This is a genomic window from Marinagarivorans cellulosilyticus (assembly GCF_021655555.1).
Classification (GTDB): Bacteria; Pseudomonadota; Gammaproteobacteria; order Pseudomonadales; family Cellvibrionaceae; genus Marinagarivorans; species Marinagarivorans cellulosilyticus.
In genome coordinates, this window is record NZ_AP023086.1 from 164175 (window position 1) to 184968 (window position 20794).

Annotated in this window: 16 protein-coding genes; 6 read left to right on the top strand and 10 right to left on the bottom strand. The window is 42.1% G+C overall.

Going from position 1 to position 20794, the window contains the following annotated elements:
* Window positions 1-53: 53 nt before the first annotated feature.
* A complete protein-coding gene (doeB2, locus tag MARGE09_RS00650) occupies window positions 54-1307 on the bottom strand; it encodes a N(2)-acetyl-L-2,4-diaminobutanoate deacetylase DoeB2 (RefSeq protein WP_236985436.1) in 1254 nt (417 codons plus the stop codon).
* Between the two features lie 644 nt (window positions 1308-1951).
* Here doeB2 and MARGE09_RS00655 point away from each other — a divergent pair.
* Both MARGE09_RS00655 and MARGE09_RS00660 read left to right on the top strand, forming a co-directional pair.
* On the top strand, window positions 1952-2275 hold the full coding sequence (locus tag MARGE09_RS00655; protein WP_236985438.1) for a TfoX/Sxy family DNA transformation protein: 324 nt from the start codon (window positions 1952-1954) through the stop codon (window positions 2273-2275).
* A gap of 61 nt (window positions 2276-2336) precedes the next feature.
* A complete protein-coding gene (locus tag MARGE09_RS00660) occupies window positions 2337-2657 on the top strand; it encodes a YbjQ family protein (protein ID WP_236985439.1) in 321 nt (106 codons plus the stop codon).
* Window positions 2658-2961: 304 nt separating this feature from the next.
* Here MARGE09_RS00660 and MARGE09_RS21535 read toward each other — a convergent pair whose 3' ends face one another.
* From MARGE09_RS21535 to MARGE09_RS00700, 9 genes are all read right to left on the bottom strand, one after another.
* A complete protein-coding gene (locus MARGE09_RS21535; protein ID WP_255711793.1) occupies window positions 2962-3084 on the bottom strand; it encodes a hypothetical protein in 123 nt (40 codons plus the stop codon).
* A gap of 130 nt (window positions 3085-3214) precedes the next feature.
* On the bottom strand, window positions 3215-4075 hold the full coding sequence (locus tag MARGE09_RS00665; RefSeq protein WP_236985441.1) for a transglutaminase family protein: 861 nt from the start codon (window positions 4073-4075) through the stop codon (window positions 3215-3217).
* Window positions 4076-4275: 200 nt separating this feature from the next.
* Window positions 4276-4695 carry a hypothetical protein gene (locus MARGE09_RS00670; RefSeq protein ID WP_236985443.1) on the bottom strand — a complete coding sequence of 140 codons (420 nt, stop codon included), beginning with the start codon at window positions 4693-4695 and terminating at the stop codon, window positions 4276-4278.
* A gap of 79 nt (window positions 4696-4774) precedes the next feature.
* Window positions 4775-5149, bottom strand: coding sequence for a PaaI family thioesterase (locus MARGE09_RS00675; protein ID WP_236985444.1), 375 nt, complete (start codon window positions 5147-5149; stop codon window positions 4775-4777).
* A 213-nt stretch (window positions 5150-5362) separates the two neighbouring features.
* Window positions 5363-6823 (bottom strand): LamG-like jellyroll fold domain-containing protein, encoded by a 1461-nt coding sequence (locus MARGE09_RS00680; protein WP_236985446.1) that lies wholly within the window; start codon window positions 6821-6823, stop codon window positions 5363-5365.
* Between the two features lie 342 nt (window positions 6824-7165).
* A protein-coding gene (locus MARGE09_RS00685; RefSeq protein WP_236983141.1) for an IS3 family transposase occupies window positions 7166-8328 on the bottom strand; the annotation gives its coding sequence in 2 pieces (ribosomal slippage) (window positions 7166-8079 and window positions 8079-8328; 1164 coding nt in all).
* A gap of 1 nt (window position 8329) precedes the next feature.
* Window positions 8330-11176: an RICIN domain-containing protein gene (locus MARGE09_RS00690; RefSeq protein ID WP_236985447.1), complete on the bottom strand. Its 2847-nt coding sequence runs from the start codon at window positions 11174-11176 to the stop codon at window positions 8330-8332.
* A gap of 541 nt (window positions 11177-11717) precedes the next feature.
* A complete protein-coding gene (locus tag MARGE09_RS00695) occupies window positions 11718-12485 on the bottom strand; it encodes an RICIN domain-containing protein (protein WP_236985449.1) in 768 nt (255 codons plus the stop codon).
* A gap of 298 nt (window positions 12486-12783) precedes the next feature.
* The gene (locus MARGE09_RS00700) at window positions 12784-15369 is read right to left on the bottom strand and encodes a metallopeptidase domain-containing protein (RefSeq protein ID WP_236985451.1); all 2586 of its coding nucleotides are present in this window, start codon (window positions 15367-15369) and stop codon (window positions 12784-12786) included.
* 484 nt (window positions 15370-15853) lie between these two features.
* Here MARGE09_RS00700 and MARGE09_RS00705 point away from each other — a divergent pair, with 484 nt between their 5' ends.
* Genes MARGE09_RS00705 through MARGE09_RS00720 form a run of 4 tightly spaced genes read left to right on the top strand, consistent with a single transcriptional unit; the run spans window position 15854 to window position 20788 of the window.
* Complete coding sequence (locus tag MARGE09_RS00705) at window positions 15854-16345, top strand: RNA polymerase sigma factor (RefSeq protein ID WP_236985452.1); 492 nt, start codon at window positions 15854-15856, stop codon at window positions 16343-16345.
* The gene (locus tag MARGE09_RS00710; RefSeq protein WP_236985453.1) at window positions 16335-17291 is read left to right on the top strand and encodes a FecR family protein; all 957 of its coding nucleotides are present in this window, start codon (window positions 16335-16337) and stop codon (window positions 17289-17291) included. Before MARGE09_RS00705 ends, MARGE09_RS00710 begins: the two co-directional genes overlap by 11 nt.
* 9 nt (window positions 17292-17300) lie before the next feature.
* A complete protein-coding gene (locus tag MARGE09_RS00715) occupies window positions 17301-18248 on the top strand; it encodes an RICIN domain-containing protein (RefSeq protein WP_236985454.1) in 948 nt (315 codons plus the stop codon).
* 14 nt (window positions 18249-18262) lie between these two features.
* Window positions 18263-20788, top strand: a complete 2526-nt coding sequence (locus tag MARGE09_RS00720) for a TonB-dependent siderophore receptor (protein WP_236985455.1) — start codon at window positions 18263-18265, stop codon at window positions 20786-20788.
* Window positions 20789-20794 lie beyond the last annotated feature (6 nt).

Below are 20794 nucleotides of genomic sequence, written 5' to 3' on the forward strand. Positions count from 1 at the left end.
TAAAAAATAAGGCGTGACTAAACAGGTGCCGCGCCCTTTTTGCAGTGCCAGTGTTAACTGAGTGTATTGATGCTGTTGTGGTTTGAATGGGTGAGGCTATTGGGCGCCGGCGCACCGGCTAACTGTGCGAACAGGCGCGTAACTTTTTCGATTAAACGGTCGTTAAAGTCGTAGTGCGGGCTGTGGCAAGGTGCTTGATGGTCGGGGCCATCGTCGGCCCCAATTAGCGCAAATGCGCCTGGAATTTGCTGCAAGTAATAACTGAAGTCTTCCGATGCCATAATCGGTGCAGGCAGGTTTTGCTCTAGGGCATCAGTATTTTGTGGCAAATCGCAGTTGTTCGGTGGCGTATGCAGTTGCTGCCAAAGTTGGCGCATTTGCAGCGCTTGGGCGGCGTGGTTAATGGTGGCGCCATAGCGGGGTTGAATATTGACTTCGCACTCTACCCCGTAAGTGCGGGCGGTACTCACGGCGATATCAGTAATCCATTCGTTAATTTGTTCGCGGGTGCTTTGATCGGGGATGCGAATGCTGCCGCCAATAATGGCCTGTTGTGGAATAACCGTAGCGGCGCTGGGTGCCTCTATAGAGGTTACGCTAACCACTGCGGCTTTTTGCGGCGGCAGCCTGCGGCTAATAATTTGTTGTAAAGCCATGGTAATAGCGCTGGCCGCAAGTACGGGGTCGCGGCATAGCTCTGGTTGGCTGGCGTGGCCACCACGGCCGTTGACTGTGAGTGTAAAGGTGCCGTTGCCGCACATTACTATGCCATCGGGGCAAAGCATTTTGCCAAAATCTATAGCGGGCCAATTGTGCCAACCAAATATTTGATCCACACCTTTCAATGCGCCATCTTCGATCATTTTTTTGGCGCCGTGGCCGCCTTCTTCTGCCGGCTGAAAAATTAACGTAACAGGCGCGGGTAATTGATCCTCACAATATTTTAACCATTTGGCCGTTGCTAGCAGGGTGGCGGTATGGCCATCGTGGCCACAGGCATGCATGCAACCGGTGTGTTGTGATTGATAGACTTTACCGGTTTTTTCGTCAATGGGCAGAGCGTCGATGTCGCCACGCAAGGCAATGCGTGGGTGGCTGGAGTTATTACTATTGGTGATGTTGCGCGGTGTTAACTTGGCCACGGTGCCAGTTTGCGCACATACCGTCCAGGGAATTCCCAGTTGTGTTAATTCCGCTCGAATACGCTCAGCTGTGCGATTTTCTTGCCAGCCAAGCTCGGGATATTGATGTAGCTCTCGGCGTATTACTTGCGCCGATGAGATGGTCTTTTGCCAGAAGTCCGACATGATCCTCCCTTCAAATACCGAATAAAATAAAAATTCGGAAGCACTGTTTTGGCGCGGTGCGGCGCACTAATTTTGCTATGTGATACTTAAATAGAGCAAAAAAGCACTCGACACACCACCATGGTAGACCCTACGCAAGCCTTGTTCCAATTTACGGCAGTGGTTAGTGGGTGAAGTTCAAGAATGGGATAAATAGCATGGATAAATAACAGTTAATGCCACAAGTTGGCACTTAGAAAGTGGTGGCGGTTATTTGTGTCATAGGACTGGCAGTAAAGCAGTACAATGGAAAGCTTTCGCGGCAGGGGCTAGTGAATTGCCTTAATTCCTCTTATTGTGCCTATTTAGAGTAAAGGCTTAAGTCGCTGATTGTAAGCAAGGCCGGCTCGCCGACTATTAGAAACCGAGACACATTAATAACCATGAAAAATGATTACCCAAAGCCGCCCAAAAGGCTTCGTGATTTAAGGGCATCTCTAAAAATAGTAATTTTTGTGTGAGAGCAAGGAAGCACCGCCCGGAGAGCCGCAGTTTACGTGGTGTAAATCATTCAGCGCATCCTTGCGCTTCACCCTGCGGGCAGCAAGCTGTGCAAATTGATCCTCCAATTTGTGAGGACTCGAGGACGGAGCTAATGTCCATGGATGGACCGAATACAGGTTTTGCAGGAGCGAAAACCTGTAAGCCGCTATCGCGGAAAAAGTGCATTTTTAGAGATGCCCTTAAATGGCTTTGGCCCCCGAAGTGAAGAGATATTAGCTGAAGTTGAAATTCATTCAGTCGAAGATTTTATGGCGATTGATCCTTATGATCTATACGCAAAGATAAAGCCTATGAAGGGTATGGGATTAAATTCAATTTATGCAATTATCGGAGCAAGGGAGAACTTGTCATGGTTAGAGGTAGCAAAAACGCGTAAAGCCGAAATTTTAATGCGCCTTGATGACCTCAGGTTAGCGCCGAAGTAAAATTCAAAGATGCCCTTTATGATTTTAGACACCCAAAAAATACACTATGGAGAAAGAGGCAATGATTTTATCAAATACGACAGACGTTGTCGGTTATAAAGTTACCGAATCCATCGGTTTGGTGAATGGTAGTATTGTTCAGTCTAAGCATGTGGGTAGGGATATTATGGCTGGGCTTAAAACATTGATTGGTGGTGAAATAGCCGGCTATACCGAAATGTTATCGGACGCCCGGGATAAAGCGATACAGCGTATGGCTAAAGAGGCTGAAGGCAAAGGTGCAAACGCCGTAATCAATATTCGTTTTACAACCAGTGCTATATCTCAGGGTATGTCTGAAATTCTCGTATACGGTACGGCTGTAGTACTCACGAAAATATAGTACTAACAAAATAGGGTACTAATAAAAATCTAGAGCCAGCCTTAAGGGCCTAAATGGCTATTGCTAAGGTTTTACAATCGTTTTAGGGGCTTGTGTTTCGGTTTTTGGTAATGCAATAAAAGCCGGAAAGGTGCTTTCGCGTATTGCGCCAGTGCGCGCATTCGGGAATTTTTGGCGATCGGCCTCTGTGGCTAATTCGTTACCTTCAGCTCTGCGGGGTGACGGCCTTTTCTGTTTTAGTCCATTTCCTTTTTCACTTTTATCGCTTTGGCGAGGGTACTGTAAACTATAAGTGAATTGCTTATTATCGTTGGCAAAAAATATGGCTGCTAAAATGCTCGTTAATGGGGCTGGGGGTACTCGTGCAAGCGGTAAGCAGGTAAGTGCTAGCGATAATGGCTCCGCTAAGGCGAAAAGTGTTATCCATAAAGAATCCTAAAATTATTCGGTCTTAATTGTTTAAGGGCTATAAGGATTCTGTTATTAACCGCCAGTTCAGTACTTTACAAAACTTTACGTTGTGAATGTTAGGGCGCCATAAAGCAAATATGGGGCAATTATTCTATTTCGGTAACCCAGACGTCGACATCCATTTTTGAGCCTGGATTGCCAAAAAAATTTCCTGCTACTGGCGGAACCGATTCGGGTAAGCGTGCTACGGCTACGGCAATATGGTCTGCGCCCACCATATCACCTATGGTGGGGTCAAAACCTTTCCAACCAGCACCTGGAATAAAAACTTCTGCCCACGCATGGGTAGAGCCCGATTGCGCTATAGCCGCATGTGAATGAATATAACCACTGACAAAGCGTGCAGCAAAACCCAAAGCTTTTGCTGCGGCCATAAATAAGCTTGCGCAATCACGGCACGAGCCAGAGCCTAATGCGAGTGTTTGCTCTGCCGGTTGTACGCCTTCTTCTTCCCTTATGCGATAAGAGACCGTTTGATAAATGCGTTGGTTTAATTGCAGTAATAATTCAAATGTTTGAAATTTTTCTTTGTGGCTAGTGCTTTTTAGTTCGGCTATCCAATTATCGATAATTGTTGAGCGTGGTTCTGCTGGGTTAAGTAGGTAAGGCGATAGTTGTATTGTATCTTCAGGTGAATAATTAAAAGGGTAGTGAACGGCGTAGTTGGAAACTAAAAAATCGTGAGGAAGTAAATCGTATTGCTGAATAACAACTTCGCTGCTTATTGTTAAGCTTTGCGTTTTGGTGTTAAAACTTGCAGTGGATATACAGTTGCCCTCGACATCACGCTGCCACCGCAGCGATACCAGTGGTGTGATGTCAAGCTTTGAGTATTCAATGCGCAGCTCGTGGCCCTCCCTTGGGCGCAAACGCAATGTATGTGGTAGTAGTTGCACGCTACTAGAAAATTCATAGTGTGTCCGATGAATTATTTTAAATTTTTTCACTATAAAAGCCCAACGCGTCGCGTAGTGTGTAACTAAACCATTGGTAATGGTTTAGTTGTGGTTACTTGCATAACCTAATATGGCGGTTTTGAAAATTAACACAAGTTATTTGTGAGTTGTTAGTAAGGTGTATAGGTGTGGCAGGGGGAATGTCAGTGCGACAAATTGTCGCAGAGTAGGGCCTGTAGTATGTGCTGCTATTATTTGAGGTTGTCGCTGGTGAGTAACTTAAGGAGTGGGTACTTACTGTAACCAAAATGTAATTGCGTGGTAATGATTTCGCCACCGGCAAATTTTTGCTCAATGGCTTGGGGATGCTTGCGCGTACAGTCGCCGAGTATGGCAATAACCTGTTTGTGGTTAAATATTCGTTGCCCTGTAGATCGGTTTTTAAGTGTCACTAAGATCACTCGTTCACCGATTTCCGAACTCATCGCCGTATAGTCGACAAGTTCAAAATCACTTTTCTCAGGCTTTATATTGTCATCATTTTGGCAATGCAGTTGGCTATTTTTATGGGGTGTGACTTCAAAACTTAGGGTATTTACGACCTCGGATGAAAAAGCCGTTTGAGATAACATGGCAAGCGATAGGCTTAAAGTAAGAGCAACACGTTTCATGGATAGGGCCTATTGATGATATGAACAGCTACCTCGACAGCATTGCGGTGCTATGGTTCACCCATGCGTTCATAGCTAACTATTTAGAGAGCACATGATTGGTGGTGACCTCGGCGATTAGCTTACCGTCTAAATCGGTGACAAGGGTTCTTACTACACTCACAGTACGCCCCTTTTTTACAAATTCAGCTTTGGCGATAAAAGTGCCTGTTTTGCTATTGCCAACCAAGTTGGCATTTAAGTTAATGGCAAGCGGGAACCCTGCCATGCCTTCGCTCATTGTCGTACCTTCTAATACCAAGATAGAGGCGCTAACATCAGCAAACCACAAAATAGCGCCGGCATTTACTATGCCAAAAGGATTTAAAATGCCCGCTTGAACTGGCATGTGCGCAACCACGGTTTTAGCGGTTTTTTGGGTGATGTTAAATTCTATGTTGCCGTTAACTTGCATAGTGGTCCTTGATTCTCGTTTACAATTGCGGGTATGGGCAGCGAGTATAAGGCTTTGTTGTGAAGGTAGCTATAAAGTGAATAGCTTGGGACGTTGGCGTAGGGCCGATCATTGGCGGTAAGTGGGGGCACGTAAGCCCTAAGCGCATTTTATATTCAGTCCATCAATGTCTTGAGGGTAGAGTATGTATCAGACATGTATTTGTAAATATTATTAATGATGCCCCCAGCTCTGAACGCTAACAGTTTGAATCTTACCGGAAAAAAAGAAGCGTTGGTTGTCGGGTCCTTGAGGGTCTGCTCCGACTACAATTGGGGAGTTATTTGGTGTTACGGTGCCACTAATGTTCGGTGGAGAGCCAACTTCATTACCGTCGACCCACATCCTTACGCCTCCATTGCCATCGTAAGCACCAATAATTTGATAAGCATCTGTACCATTTAAAGCGCTTAGTGGATGGGTTACGTAATGATAAGTACCTTCGACGTGAACGCCAAAGCGGAGGCTGCCTCCATTAAGTTCCAATGCAAAACCGCCAGAGTCAGACTTATTCACAATGGCTTGTGTAGTATTAGTTGAGAAAGAATCAAAATTCACAACTGCGTATATAAAGTACCCTTCACTAGTATTATTGTCGCGGTCATAAAATCTAATATATTCGGCATCATTTTTGTTGAGCACTAGCGAGCCGCCATAACGATCCTCGCCAATGTTCTCTAACCATTCCCATTCGGGAGAATTAGATAAATGGCGATATTTATACATTGAATGATTGCGATCATAGAAGTGAAGGTGATCTGTCTGGTTGAAGTTTTGCTTCGCCATGTTGAAATAAAGCAAATTAGTATTGTCTGTTACAACAGATTTAGCTAGTCGGATGTTATCTTCTCGATTTCGCCCGCTACCGCTATCTATGGTTAGCGCATCAACACTGTCGCGGTAGGCGGCAGCAAATACTTCAGCGTAGTCACGAATGGTCCATAAGTTAATACCTAAGCCCTTGGCTTTAGCGAGTTCGATTAAGCTTACTAAGTTTTTTGTTTTACTATTGAATTCTACCATGTGGTATTTGTTCGACATCTCGGTGATATTTTTTTGCCAGTCCAAAAGACTGCTGTACGTCTTATTTTGATACAAGCGACTTAAGCGTACCCTGCTTGATCGAGCTGAGTCTATATTTTCTAGTGCTATTGCTATTTTATCGAGTGCAGCACTATGGAAAGAACGAATAATGACTAGGTCGCCAGTGTTTAAATACCCATAAGTGTTGATGGTGTTAACCAGCATATCGGCGTAAGCCTGTTGGCTAAAGTTGGTCTTGATTTCAATAAAGGGGATCGCCGATCCATTGCGGAAAGTATTATCGCTAAACACATCATTATAATCCGGCCCAATATTTGTTCCGTGTGATACAACCCAGCTACCATTATGAGCGACGAGGTCGATCTCAATTAAATCAGCGTCCGCAGCTTGCCCTTGATGAATTTGCTGTAGGGCTTGAGATAGGGTTACGTTGCTATCATCTGGAGAATAGCAATTGTGACAAGCAACAGCCACTTTGTTGCCCAGTGCAGATAGGGATAAGTTTCGGCTACTGCCAGCCCAAAAGTCTGCATAAGAAGGCCCGCAGAAGATTAGTAAGTAAAGAGTTAAAATTGTAGTATTTTTGTTCATGCGCTTCCTAGTTTAATTGTCCTACTTTATATCTTATGCCTACCGACGCGATCTAATATTTTTTATGAAGTAGAAGCTGCTAAACGCCTTCGTACTATGCGTTCGAACTGAAATTTGTGCGCATAGTACGAAGGCGTTTAGCTAAAATTACTTTCTATTAACTATTGTAATTTCCGAAAAGTTAATTTTAACTCCTTTCTTCTAGTTAGTAGTGAAACCTAAAGGCTATCAGTGTGCCCCCAAGCGCTTATTATCTATAAGTTTGTTCTGGTCAATAGATCCGGACACATTTCTTTGCCACTTTATGGATAAAATGAACCTGGCATAAATGCCAGAACCCTTTTACCCATAAAGCGCCTCCTGTTGTAAATGTCTTCGCTCATATGCAGCGGGCGACAAGTCGTCATTCGCCGAGTGAAGGCGATCACTGTTGTAATATTTCATATACAAACCCACATCTTTTTTCATAGATTTTCGAGAGTGCATTGGTACTTTAAAAAGCCAGTCGTGCTTTAAACTGCCAAAAAAACGCTCAACAACGGCATTATCCCAGCAGGCGCCAACATCCCCCATTGAAGCGCGAATGCCATGGCTCTTCAGGAGTTTGCCAAAGCGCTTGCTTGTATATTGAGAGCCGCGGTCGCTGTGAAAAACCAGCCCTTTTGGTGGCTGCCTTATTGCCACCGCACGATTAATTGCCTCGCAAATTAGCGACGTGGTCATGCGCTTATCTATTGCCCAGCCAACAATTCGCCGGGAATATAAATCCATAACGACCGCCAAGTACATCCAGCCTTGAGTCGTTTTCAAATAGGTAATATCACCAGCCCATACTTGGTTAATTCCCACCGGATTGAAGTTTTGATTCAGTAAATTATCGGCAACACCCGCGCGCTCATCGCGTTTGGTCGTAACCTTGTAAGCCGTGCGCTGCTGCACTATAAGCCCCAAAGACTTCATGCGACGCCGCGTTTTTCCACGGCCAATTGTAATGCCTTCTTCGTTAAGCTTTTTGGCTAGCTCGCGACTGCCTAAGCTGCCCCGGCTTTGATCAAATAACGCCTTCATTCGCGAATTTACATGCAGATCTTCGGCACTGATCACAGGCTTGGGGCGTTGTCGCCAGCTGTAAAATGCTGATTTACCAACTTTCATTACACGGCACAGTAGTCGTACCGGGAAATCCGCCGACCTCTCATCAATAAAGCCAAATTTCACTTCATTTCTTTCGCGAAGAAGGCACTCGCCTTTTTTAAAATTTCTTTCTCCATCCGCAATTCTTTAACTTCTTTTCGCAGCCGAACAAGCTCTGCGCGCTCCTCGCAACTGGGAGCGACTCCGGTCTTTTGGGCCTCCTCATTGTCTTTCCAGCGATAGAGCAAGTTAGCCCTTATGCCCAGCGATTCTGCCGCTTTCGCTACCGAATAACCCTCATTGGTCACTAGGGCAACGGCTTCTTTTTTGAATTCTTGGGTATAGACTCTATTTGTACGTTTTTTGGTCATATCAACACCTCAATCTGCTGAGATTATTATCTCTTATTGATGTGTCCGGTTCTATTAGACCAGTACAGTTATCACCATTGACCTTGTCAAGATTCCATCCTAATTTCGGGTAATCAGTGGAACTATACTTTAAGTTTCCTAGGGAGTTAATACTCAAATAGGCTTTGCGGTGACGATTTCTAATATGAAGCCTTCCATCTTCCGCTAGGTCTACTGACCAATGAGCAGAGTGCCAGCCTGACAGTTCAGATCCTGATGAATTAGTAGCTGATATTAGATCCGCGTTAATCGCTTCGCCAGACTCCTCCGCATGGAGGTAACGATTGGTATGGTAATTTTTAATACGAAAATAGCCCGGGTGCCCATTAATTTTTTCTAATACCCACATGGCGCTATGCCAAAAATTACTTCCATCCGGATCTGGCGTAAGTTTACCGACTTTGATTGGTCCGCTCCCGACAACGTGTTCCATATGTATCACATCTGTCTTCCGTATATCCATCCCTATTTCAGATAGTCGTAGTCTTGAACGATTAGCATCACCAATGTATTCGCTCTTAGGCTGTAATAAAAATTTAATTTTTGAGTTCGACTGAAATTGATTACTAATCCTAATTTCATTAAATCCGTCCGAATCTACGTCTATGACTGTAGCTAGCTGCGTATAGTTAGCTGGTTGTCCCGAATATTGAATAACTACCGGATCAAATTCTGTAAAGATAGGAAGGCTGACGATTATATCTGCTGGTACATCGCCGCTAAATGTGAGTTCGAATTCTTTGGTTGAACTATTTTTTGTGATTAAATAGTTAAATTTGTTACCACTTGTTGTTGTATAGTCGTTGACGCCGAATCCCCCCTTATCCAACCATTCATTAGGTACACCTCTTCCCAGCCATAGTCGATCATCGTAGCTTTGAGATATTAGTGTTATCAGCATAAGCCGAGCTTGGCTCATTGAGCTCCACATGTGGGGCGCTGAGCCATGACCAGACGCTGCGCTATTGGTTATACTATTAATAGCTACGCCCTGATCCTGAGCTACACCTATGCTTTCGAACCAAGTGTAGGGGCCACTCTGATAATTCATAAGATAATTAAAGGCATTATAGAAAGAGGAGCGGTATTTTCCTTTACCTAACAAAAAACCTTCAGCGTAAGCAGCGTTATAACCAGAAGTTGTCCAACCCTCTTGGTATCGCCCAAAATTACCATTCCAGTTGTTATTCTCATCAAGATATAGGTCTTTTTGATCCACCATTGATAAGCCTATATCTAGAGTGTTGTCAATAAGTGGGCTAAGCTCTATGAAATTTTCTCCAAATAGGAAAGTTTCATACATTCTCCCAAAGAAAAAGGATGCATATGAGTTGGCGTTATCGAAACCTGGTACAGAGCTGTCAAATGGTTTGTTTTCAGTTAGGGTATCAATAGAGGCTGAAAGATATCTGTCATCAAAATCTTTACTCTCTACCATTGCTAGAAGCCTTGTGGTTAGATTTCCATAAAGCTTCATGTATTCGTTGTCCGCCCATTGTTTTTCGCTACCTTTTCCAATCATAGCGCATAGGTAGGCATAAGCTTTTAGGCCTAATAATGTAGCGAAATTATCAACAGTCGATCGGAGTATCTCATCTGTAGACTTAGAGTGAACCATTAGCCCGTCTGTAGAGTCTTGCTTTGTATCTATTAAATAGTGAGTCCACTCGCTAATGGATTTAGCCGTGCCGTTAACGCCTAGATATTTTTGCTCGAAAGTTAATTCTTTAATTAATTCAGGGTTAGAATCGAACTTGTGAACGTATTTTGCGGCAACCCATGGAAGTTTACCTAGGGAATCTAAGTAGTCATGGCTTGACCGTTGAGCCGGTAAATTACGGAGTAGTTCTTCCGCTTCTGTCATTTCTACCAACCCTAACTCTATAGCGCTGGCTAGAATACCTTGCGCATCATGATCATAGACATAGTCATAGCCGTTTTCTCCAATTTTTATCTGGCGATTTTTTTCGTGGAGATCTGGTTCATCAAGTTGGTTGAAGTCTCTAGTAATATTGAATTGAACAGCTGCTGTTTTCATCGAGTTAGTTAGATGTTCAGAATTTTTCTCAGTTTCTGGAAAAATTAATTCAGGAAGCCCGGATAGAGCCCTTTTCCAAGTATCAATTAGATTAGTTTTAGCTGCATCAAATGTACCAGCTATATCCTGAACTTCAGATGCCTTTAAGTCATGACTTCCATTGCTTGGACCTGTCAAACGTTCGCTCGATATAGCGAAATCAAAATTATATCGTCCTCCTCGAGTAACTCCAATTATGCAGCTAGATTCAGAGCAGTTTTGGGACGTGCTATTGATGGGGGTCATTCCTGTATTGAAGATAGGAATAGATGAGAATTTTTGTTGTTGTCCTAGGTAGCTCAATCTTGCTCTTGCATAAACAATAGCAAAATCTCCTTCCCAATTTACAACGGAGCTAAATTTTTTTGGGATGGAAAATATCTCAACAGTAACGGAAAAATCTGGAATGCGAAAAGTATACTGACTTATTGGTAGGTACCCTTCACTATATTGCCAATTGATCGGTGTTATAGCTTCCTCAAATAATCTTTCGAAAGCCGGAATCTTGTCTTTCCAGTTAGGGTAGGCCTCAAATAGCATGCGTCCATTCATATCAATCAGTGGTGCTTGAGTTTGTTCTTTGACCCCAATAATGCTAACTAAATTGCTATCATCAAAATTTGTTGTATATGATCTATCTCCATCTCCCGAACTATCAGGAAATGAGTAAGCATGGAAAGGTAGGTATGCTGAAAAAAATAAAATTGACGAGGCTGTAAGTTTACTTTTCATTTTAGTTAATTCTCCATATATTTTTTCTATTTCTATTTCTATTTCTATTTCTATTCTGTATATGCTGAAGGGTGTGAAAACTATTGGTGTTATTGAATAATGCTGGTAAGTGCGACTAGTTAGATTTACAGAGGATATGCTTTTGATAGCTCCTAGTTTTTCAGCTGTAAAATATTATTGGATTTACTTATTAAGACAGCGAAGAGCGATAGTGCATCAATTACCCATATTTATTTGGGTGTTCTCTATTTTGTGTGTCTTTAACATGATTTGGACTGATTAAATTATTTGATAATGCTATTTGTATATAGGTAAGTAGCATTATTACTAATTTATAGTATATGTTGTTCGTTACTGTACTGATCTAACCTGTTTTTTGAGATACAGAAAATTTTAGATATGAATGTACTATGCGTACAAACTGAAATTTGTGCGCATAGTGCGAAAGTATTTATATCCGAGACAGCTAAAATTAGCTCCTATTAGTACTTCTCTTTTCCATGAGTTAACTTAAGTCCGTCCTTCTTGTGACTCGTGACATCTAAAGGTTATCAATGTACCACCAAGCACTATGCCATCCTTGCTCAATAGCCCCTGCTTCTAAACTACCATTTTCAATGTTTAGATATGCGTCAGGTAACCAGCGATTACGAATTCGATAAATTGTTTGGCCGTTATTAGAGCCGTCTTGTAGAGTCCATTGCGCGCTCCACCAACCATCAGAAATAGGGCCGGATTCGAGTGCATGACTTTGCATATGCAAGTATTCGTTTGTCCATCGGTTTTTGATGCGGTAATAGTTACCTGTCTTTTCAAAGATCCAATGCGAGCTCCACCAGTCATTCGGAGCATTGCTTACTGCAACATCTGAATGTTCAACATTAACCACTTGATCAGGTTTCCATAGGTTCGTAATCCGATTTAGGCCTGACAAAGGTTCCGCTGGAGAGTTGTCTTCGTTGGCTTCAGATTTAAAAACAGCAAACGATTGGCAAGAATTCCCTTCTAATCGATATCCTTCTTTGGGGCCACTTAAAACGCAAGAGAATCCAACCCCAGGTGCGAGCATTTCAGACATTTCAACAATACTGGTCGGCCCGTTATCGCAATCTAGACCATAAACTGTGGTTTGACTTCCATTTGGAAATTGGAAATCTGGCGGGGTACTTGATAGTCCTATTACATTCCATTCACATTCCGCTGCATCAGTTTCTGGGTGGGATTCGCTGGAAGCTAAAAGCTGATCGGCAGATACAGTCTGTACAACACTTAGGAAAGCGAATGGTAAAAGCAAAGCCTTAATGTTCATAAAAAACTCCTTGATTAAAAAAATGTAGTGAAAATACACTAAATAGCCTCACTGTGGATTTTACTCTGAGGCAGTTCGCCTACTTAAAACCTCGATTAGAATGAAATTTTTTATTCAAAACCTTTGAGGTTTTACGGTAGATTGTAAATAAAATGTTTATCATCATTGAATTAATATTGCTTGTAGTGATTATCGCTAAGGGAAATCGCATGTATGCCATGCGATTTCCCTTTTGGTGATTAAAAATGTTTTAAATAGTTATAACGATATTTTTCATGTGATTTATAGTGCTTATGATTTAATCAAAATCATTTATTAGCCAATAAGAGCTATGCCAGTCTTCTTCTGCTTCACCATATTGAAAAACCTCACCCTCGAAGTGAAGAAACTTTGTATCATCAGAAGAGTGCTGTAACCTATAGTTACGACCTAGACCTGAAGTAATCCAGCCGGGCACTAATTTCCATAAGGCAGCATTACCGCCAATGGGCTCAGCAGCCAATTCTAACGTATCATTATTAATTTGCAGGTAGGTGCCTTTCCAGCTATTTCTGATGCTGTATAAGCCCTTACCCGCATACTCTAACGTCCAGCGAGCACTCCACCAGCCTGATTCATAGGTCGTTGCATCTAGCCCAGCTTGATTATTAATTGCTGTATGTTGTTTCCAATAATTAATAATGCGTTTGGGGCCGTTGACATGAGATGTAACAGGGTTGTCTTTCTGGTACGGTTCAGATGCTATAAATTTTCCTCCAGAAATTAGGAATGCGGAGATTTTAGCTCCGTCTTCTCTTTCTACAATTCTTAACTGGTAGCGAGAATTGGGAGATAGCTGAATGGCATTGTATAAGGTGATGGGGCTAAACCCATTTGTTGAATGGTTATTAATTTTTCTAAAGTTTTGGTCAACGTTAGATATCTGGTAATGAAAGCTGTCATCACTTTCGTTGGGGAGGTCGGCAAAAGCTGTTAGGCTTACAATGCCTTCATCGTCAGTTATAAAACTGTAGCTTATATACTTATCAAAATCGCTTGTATTAATTCGGTTCTGACCATTGTTTGGATATGTGATGTGATCCGGTTGAATTTCAAAATTGGTGTTGCTGTTAGGGTTCTGGAAGTCTGCAGCCATTACAATCGGAGACTCCTGAAGAAATGAAGCTCCATTTAAGGTGAGTCCCGAGAGTTTAGATCCGTCTTCTCTTCTCTGTATTTCTAATACATACTCTTGTTTGGGAGTCAGATTATTCCAAGTATGTATATCTAAGCGTGCAAAGCCATTTGTTTGGGCATTGTTTTGTGTATGCCAGCTTTCTTCATTTGATAGACGATAAAAAAAGCTGTCATTTCCATTATTATTAAAATCTACAACTGCAGAGAAATTAACTGACTCAGCGTTCGCAATAAAAGTATATTTTAGCCGTCCATCGGCGTTTTCACTTGCATTCCATAGAGTTGAAGTGTTTTCCAAGTAGTCATAGCAGTCAGGTTGATCGTCACATTCAGGGCTGTGTATAAATGGACCAATACTGGAGTCGCTGTTATAACTTTTTGCGGAAATATGACTTTCCTGTTTTGGGGTTATGTCAAATAGAATGTACTCGTTTTTAAGTTGAATATTACCTATCGTGAAATTGTAGGCTGTACTATCCCACCAAGTCATGTCGCGAAATGAAGAAGGGACAGGGAATTCATCGCCTTCTGAAAATATGTCCCCGGCGTCAGCGCCAGAGTTATTACGTAATTGATCTAACTCGTAAAGACCGTCGGCTTGCTCGATATAGTGTATCGCTGAAAATGGGTCTTTTGAGGGGTATATCTCTGAGGACGGCCTTCCCTGAGTCCATGACTTTTCTGTATGGTGCCATATAGCTAAGCCTGTACCTAGCCCAGTACTAAAGAAGTCATTGGTGGTACTATTAACAGCCGAAATTGATAAGAACTCTTTGATGTTATCAGGGTTGTATATCTTAAAGGCTTTACCCGAATTGTAATTGAGCTTATATGTTTTACTGTATGACGGGTCGATTTCAATTATAGTCCCGTTAAAAATTTTCTTAGTTGCTCGAAAATAGGGGGTGATGGGACTTGGATTGCCGTTTATTGACCCGCTTGACATTAAGGCATGCCGTGACATCCCGTGAGTTTCTTTGCATTTACGCTCTTCGGCGTCGTATATGGCGCAAGTGGCGTAAATATCGGGCCATTCAAAAATGCTGTGGCCAAGCTCATGGGTTACTGTATTAACGCTAACTACGCCATTACTATCGCTAATTTGAGAGGCACTTACTGCGCCTGCAGCAGTAATACCTGCGGACATGTCATCTTGGTAATGACGAGTACTACCGCCAAAATCTTGCCCTACGTTGTCTGAAGTGATAAATAAATAAGACACTAACTCCACTTTCCCGTCTTTTTCTACAACGCTCATGCCATCAAAAAGGTTGGGGTCTTTTTGTATGGCGGTTGCTAATGCTTCTTCAAGTGCACAATATAGTGGGTCACGTTGAGTATTGTCACCACATGTCATTTTGGTATTGCTATTACCGCTTGCTATACTGACGGTGATGGGGTCGACTACTTCATGAGTTACGTGCAACTTTCCATGCGACATATCCTGAAAGTAATCGTAAACAGAGCCTAGTAGGTTACCGTTGGGCCCACTATAACCAGGCTTATTTAGGGCATCGTCAATTGCTTGTTTGTCCGCAGCATCCATTGGATCTACGGCGTCTTGAAAGTTGACTGGAATTGCAATGGACTTGAATTGAATATCCCCTTCTTGATTAAAATCTACAAAGTTTAGAGGCTCCGAAAGCGCTCCTGTTGACATACTACCTAATACCATTGTTGGTAGTATGTACTTTTTAAATAATTCCATATTTAATACCCTAACTTGTTGTTATACAAAACCACTTTTCAGCTTAAAGCTACAAAATAATGTAACTTTATTTACCTAGACATTTATAAACGTGAATACCTCAAATATTTTTTAAGTCTTAGTGGTAAACATCCAAGTGACCTGATTGCTAGCTAGGTACGAAATTAAAATATTTCAATTTCAAGTTAGAGTTCTTATTATACAAAATGTAAAACTTGCCGTGTTATTACTAATAACCAGTGTAGGAGAGTTGCGAAGACCAATGCCAAAAAGCATTAAACGTAGCTTCTTCAAGTCACAGCTACTAATGGATCGTTTTAAGTAGTTGTCGAGCTATGTTTTACGTGGTGTAAATGGACTATTTAGTTCTATCCCGCAAATAGTCCAAGGAGCTTTGCAGTTGGCTGATTGATTTAAGGGATAAGCTTCCTCAGGTGTAGATACCTTGATACTATGCGCCCACAATCAACTATGCGCGCATAGTATGTCTAGAAATAAAAGTATAGCAGCACTATTTGGTACTTGTTACGCAAGTATTAAAGGACACTTACGACTTAAGTATGGGGTTGGGGATGATGCGGATGACATTGTACAAGATGCATTTCAAAAAATTCTTGATGTAGAAGATATCGGGGCTATTGAGAACCCTAAGGCATACCTTTTTAGAGCTGCATCTAACCTAGCGCTGAACCGAATTCGGCGACAAGGCTATCAAGATGACTATATCGCATCGTTAGATCTGGATGGGGCCTCCCCCTGCCTGCAGCGCCAGTTTTTAGCTACGGCAGATGTTGAATGTGTGTACAAAACTTTAGACAAGTTATCAGAAAAAGACCGAAAAACGTTTTTATTAAATCGTGTAGATGGAAAAAGTTACAGGCAAATTAGTGAGGAGCTAAATGTGACATTGAGCACGGTTGAAAAGCGCATGATGAAAGTCTTGTCATTACTAAGAGATGCTATCGATGTTGAGTAAGTGGACAGTATGGCGCAAATGGTTAGAGACGCCAGCACAAAAGCAAGCAACTGCATGGCTTATTAAGCTAAATAATAATAGTTTAGGCCAAGCAGAACATGCAAAGTTTTTTCTATGGCTTGAGTCGTCCGCTGAAAATCAAGTAGCTTACTTGAAGGCAGAAAGAGCTTGGGTGGCTGGCGAGGCTATTCGTAATTATCGCTCTACTAAGGATGACAGATATTCGTTTATACGCTGGCAGTGGACGGGAGCTCTGACTCTTTGTGTTCTATTCACATTTGCATGGATAAGCATCAACTATCAAAATTTAGAAGTTACTAACACATTTGAAGCCATTTCTGGTTATCAAGAAATACTGTTGCAAGATGGCTCTCAGGTAATGCTGGGAGCCGGTGCTAGAGGGCGTTTCACTTTAGGTGATAATTCGCGAACCTTTACTTTGGACTCGGGGCGAGCTTACTTTGATGTAATGAAAGATTCATCCTCTCCTTTTATTGTGCAATCGCATTTTGGTGCTGTAAAAGTGCATGGTACACAATTTTCTGTTGAACTTGATGGTAATAATGGCGTGATAACGGTACTGGAAGGCAAGGTTGGCGTTGCTTCAATACAGGCGGAAAAAGAAGATATTCTAATTGCAAACCAGCAACATTCTTTTTTGGGGCAACAACAAGGAATACCGGTTAAATCAATTGATGCAAAAGCTTTACTTGCGTGGCGTAAGGGTAAGCTAGTCTTTAATGGTAATAGCTTGGTTAATGCAACTTCACAGCTAGAAGATGCGCTGAATGCTGTAATTACTGTTGATAACTCTGTTCTGGATGTATCTATCGTGGGGGTCGTATCATTGGATAGCCCGCAGGCCGCGGTCAGCGCAATCGCGGATATTGCGAACCTGAAGTGGCGCGAAATGGCCAATAATAATTTTTTGATTTATGGTGAATAGAGTCCCTTTATGAAAGTTTATTTAGCGGTTGCTGCATTGCTATTGGTGGGGTGCGGACAAGGTGATCGTGGTGGTGTTTCATTGGGCGATCAGCGGAGCTCGATTGTTTCCAGCTCAAGTACATCTTCGAGTTCTAGCGTCGAGAGTGCTAATTTTATCGTTTCCTCGATCGGTAAATGTTTAAATATGGACTCTCTTGATTATTTAGATGTTTCTGATGAAGCTAAAATCAATTCTTGGGATTGTGCTCCTAAAGCTTCAAATCAGCGTTGGTTTTTTAGTGGAGAAGGCGAAATTAGATCGACTAATGGGCTTTGCTTGGGGTTGGGGGAAGCATATTTGAGCGGTATTGAGGTGATTGCCAAGGAATGTTCTGATGCCGATCATCAGCAATGGCTTTATGATGAATTTACAGGGGCAATTAAAAATATAGCTAATGAAGATTACTGTTTGGATATATTTGCTAATAATTTGCATTTAAACGGTCGGGTTATAAATATTTGGCCGTGTACTCACGGGCTAAATCAGCGGTGGACTACTGCGGATTTGAAGACCATCAAAATTCGAAGTTTTACAGACGAACGCCTATTTGTAAATATCCAGCCGAGTGATTCTGGAAGAGATTTAAAAGTATCGTCAATATTGGAGGGGTGGGCAAGTGCGCTCTGGGTGATTGAGCCAAGTGAGAATAGCTATCGCGTTAGAAGCCTTTGGAAACCTGATCAGTTCTTACATATACAGAATGGAGATCTAGAAAGCGGAGCAATTGAATCGGGATGGAGCAGTGCTCGATGGCTTGTAGTTCCTCAAGGTGAGGTAGGCGAAAATGCATTTTTACTGAGGAATGTATGGAAGCCCGATATATATATTGGACTTAATGTAGATAATTATCTAGTTGCAGATGAATTCTCAAATTTGGTTGATGGTAGTTATATTTGGATTTCCTCTGAAGACTAAGCCTGTTGTAAATTATGCTAAAGTCTAATTGGGATAACGTATGTCGAGCTGCTATTGCTTTATATATGCTTCTTGCGTCCCATTATATTTCCGCTAATGAATTTCGGGAGGTTTATGTCGATATACCAACTCAGCCTTTGATTCAGGCTGTTATTGAATTTGCTCTGCAAGCAGACGTTACGATCATTGCACAAGAATCACATTTGAATGGCTATTTGGCAACCCCCATTGTGGGGAGCTATTATATTGGCAGTGCATTGTCGCTTATCATCGCGCGGGCACCAGTCACTTTATCGTACTCGGTCGACCGAGATACATTTTTAATTCTGCCTATAAATCAACCTGAGCCTATACAACCCGTTTTTCAGCCAGCAGTAGCTCAAGCAATATCGGAAGAAGTTATTGTTGTTGGAAAAAGCATACCCAATCGATACCCCCTTTTGATAAACAGTCTTGACCGCAATGGTATATCTCATTTTGATTCTAGTCGTTTTCATAATGTGGCGGGTAAAAACTTTATTGGGGATCTTGAACCTGAGTCATTAATAGATCTTTTGGAGTATTCTAGCGGTGCCACAAAAGCGCATGGTCTTGGGGGAACTAATGATGACTATCATATTCGAGGCTATCGCCGGAAAAGCCTTTATATGGATGGCTTTCGATTAAGTGATCGTACTGCAATGCAGCTTACGCCTGCGCTGTTGGATAAAGTTGAGGTGCTTAAAGGGCCTTCAATGTTATTTTATGGCCAATCTGGTGCTGGAGGCGTAGTTAATGTAATTCGTTCGGCTACGAGTAGTGACGACTCAGCTGCAGTTAATACAACGGTAGGGGGAAGTGATTACGCAGAAACCGTTGTGGACATAAATAGCACTTCTCTATTGAAAGCAAGCGTACCAATAAGATTGGTTGGGGTTCATGAATATCGTGGAGCTAATGATCTATATAATCAGCAAATCCGAAAAGATATAATGGCAACAGCCGAATTAAAATCACATGATAAATTCACAAGTTTACTCAGTTACCATCGTCAAGATTATAAGCATGACAATGCAGGCAGCCGGTTTGCAATTAGCCCTAGTGGTGGGTTTTTGGTGCTATCGGATGAAGAACTTTTCTCTCCCTGCGGTAATTCTTCTTTTGAATCAAGCACGGGATTGTTAAACGCGTCGCTTCACTATTTTCCGAGTCAGAAATGGCGATTGAGCGGAAACTATTTATGGCAAGAAGAGCAGCGTTTAGGCCTGCGAACCGATGAAAACCTGCTACTTGATCGCGACGTTTTGTTGTCGCGGCCTTTCGATGAAGCTCGAATCAGCATTCATCATATTGCTAACCGCTTAGCAGCTTCCGCTATACGTACAAGCTGTGACGGCGCCCCTTGTGATGTCATACCTGAAATTACATTATTAGAGGATCAGGCGGAGCATGAAACGGATATATCGATAAACGTATCTTTAGCTGGAAGTTTTGACTACCTTGGGTTTGAGCATAGAACAATTTTGGGGGTCGACCTTTATCATCAAGACTTGTATCAGTTATTCACGCTGAATCAATACAGAGTCGCTGAGCCATTGGATTGGACTATTAGTGATAATTCGCCAGAAGCGAGCTTGTATAATATATGGTTAGCGCGTGAAGAAAATAACGTTTCTTCGAGTGTCCAATTAAAAGAGTACCGAGTGTTACGCGATGACTATGGCCTTTATGCCCAGCTACATACACGCTGGAATAGCGCCTGGATGAGTTCTTTAGGTTGGAGGTTGTCAAAATTTATAGGAGAGCAAAGAAACATTACGGATGACGTGTTAGGGCTAGTGGGGAATGTTAGTGATATTTCTCCTCAATTTGGCCTTGTATTTCAGCCTACAGATCAACTTTCAATATTCTCAAATTATAGTGAATCAATTGCTATTCAATATTTGTTCGATGATGTTAGACGTTTTTCGAAAGACCCAGAAGTCGCTCAACAGTGGGAGGTTGGCATTAAGAAATTGGACCTTGGTGGATCATTGGTTTGGTCAGCAGCATTTTTTAATATTAAAAAATATAATGTCTATGATTTAGAGGTTGAGGGCGGAGCTCGTATATTGCGGGGGCCATTTCAGCATAATGTCACCGGCTTAGAGTTTGATGCAAGTTATGATTCAGATAAAAACTGGCGAGTTTTGTCGCATTTGACACTGTTGAGCAATAGGATTGTTGGGGTTGATCAGGGAATTACTGTGCCTCATGTGTCGGATATTTCTTGGAGTATTTTTAATCACTGGACGTTGCCTAATAAATGGGAAGCAACGTTAGGAGTTTATGGAGTGTCTGATCGATCATTAGATTCTCTGGAAATGAGTAAACTCGATGCCTATCAATCGGTAGATGCATCATTATCATATGCTGTCGCGATCGGTGAGTATGACTTAGATATTAAGTTGATCGTCAAAAACCTATTTGACGATGCGTTTTTTCGTGCTGCAGACCTTGGTGGCTACGCGGATAAGGTTAGTGGACGCTCTGCTTATATCAAGCTGGGTATAGAAATATAAGACATT

Bases quoted from the DNA above. Each gene is read 5' to 3' on its own strand.
- doeB2 (WP_236985436.1), bottom strand. From the start codon at position 1,307: ATGTCGGACTTCTGGCAAAAGACCATCTCATCGGCGCAAGTAATACGC.
- MARGE09_RS00655 (WP_236985438.1), top strand. From the start codon at position 1,952: ATGGACCGAATACAGGTTTTGCAGGAGCGAAAACCTGTAAGCCGCTAT.
- MARGE09_RS00660 (WP_236985439.1), top strand. From the start codon at position 2,337: ATGATTTTATCAAATACGACAGACGTTGTCGGTTATAAAGTTACCGAA.
- MARGE09_RS21535 (WP_255711793.1), bottom strand. From the start codon at position 3,084: ATGGATAACACTTTTCGCCTTAGCGGAGCCATTATCGCTAGCACTTAC.
- MARGE09_RS00670 (WP_236985443.1), bottom strand. From the start codon at position 4,695: ATGAAACGTGTTGCTCTTACTTTAAGCCTATCGCTTGCCATGTTATCT.
- MARGE09_RS00675 (WP_236985444.1), bottom strand. From the start codon at position 5,149: ATGCAAGTTAACGGCAACATAGAATTTAACATCACCCAAAAAACCGCT.
- MARGE09_RS00680 (WP_236985446.1), bottom strand. From the start codon at position 6,823: ATGAACAAAAATACTACAATTTTAACTCTTTACTTACTAATCTTCTGC.
- MARGE09_RS00690 (WP_236985447.1), bottom strand. From the start codon at position 11,176: ATGAAAAGTAAACTTACAGCCTCGTCAATTTTATTTTTTTCAGCATAC.
- MARGE09_RS00695 (WP_236985449.1), bottom strand. From the start codon at position 12,485: ATGAACATTAAGGCTTTGCTTTTACCATTCGCTTTCCTAAGTGTTGTA.
- MARGE09_RS00700 (WP_236985451.1), bottom strand. From the start codon at position 15,369: ATGGAATTATTTAAAAAGTACATACTACCAACAATGGTATTAGGTAGT.
- MARGE09_RS00705 (WP_236985452.1), top strand. From the start codon at position 15,854: ATGTCTAGAAATAAAAGTATAGCAGCACTATTTGGTACTTGTTACGCA.
- MARGE09_RS00710 (WP_236985453.1), top strand. From the start codon at position 16,335: ATGTTGAGTAAGTGGACAGTATGGCGCAAATGGTTAGAGACGCCAGCA.
- MARGE09_RS00715 (WP_236985454.1), top strand. From the start codon at position 17,301: ATGAAAGTTTATTTAGCGGTTGCTGCATTGCTATTGGTGGGGTGCGGA.
- MARGE09_RS00720 (WP_236985455.1), top strand. From the start codon at position 18,263: ATGCTAAAGTCTAATTGGGATAACGTATGTCGAGCTGCTATTGCTTTA.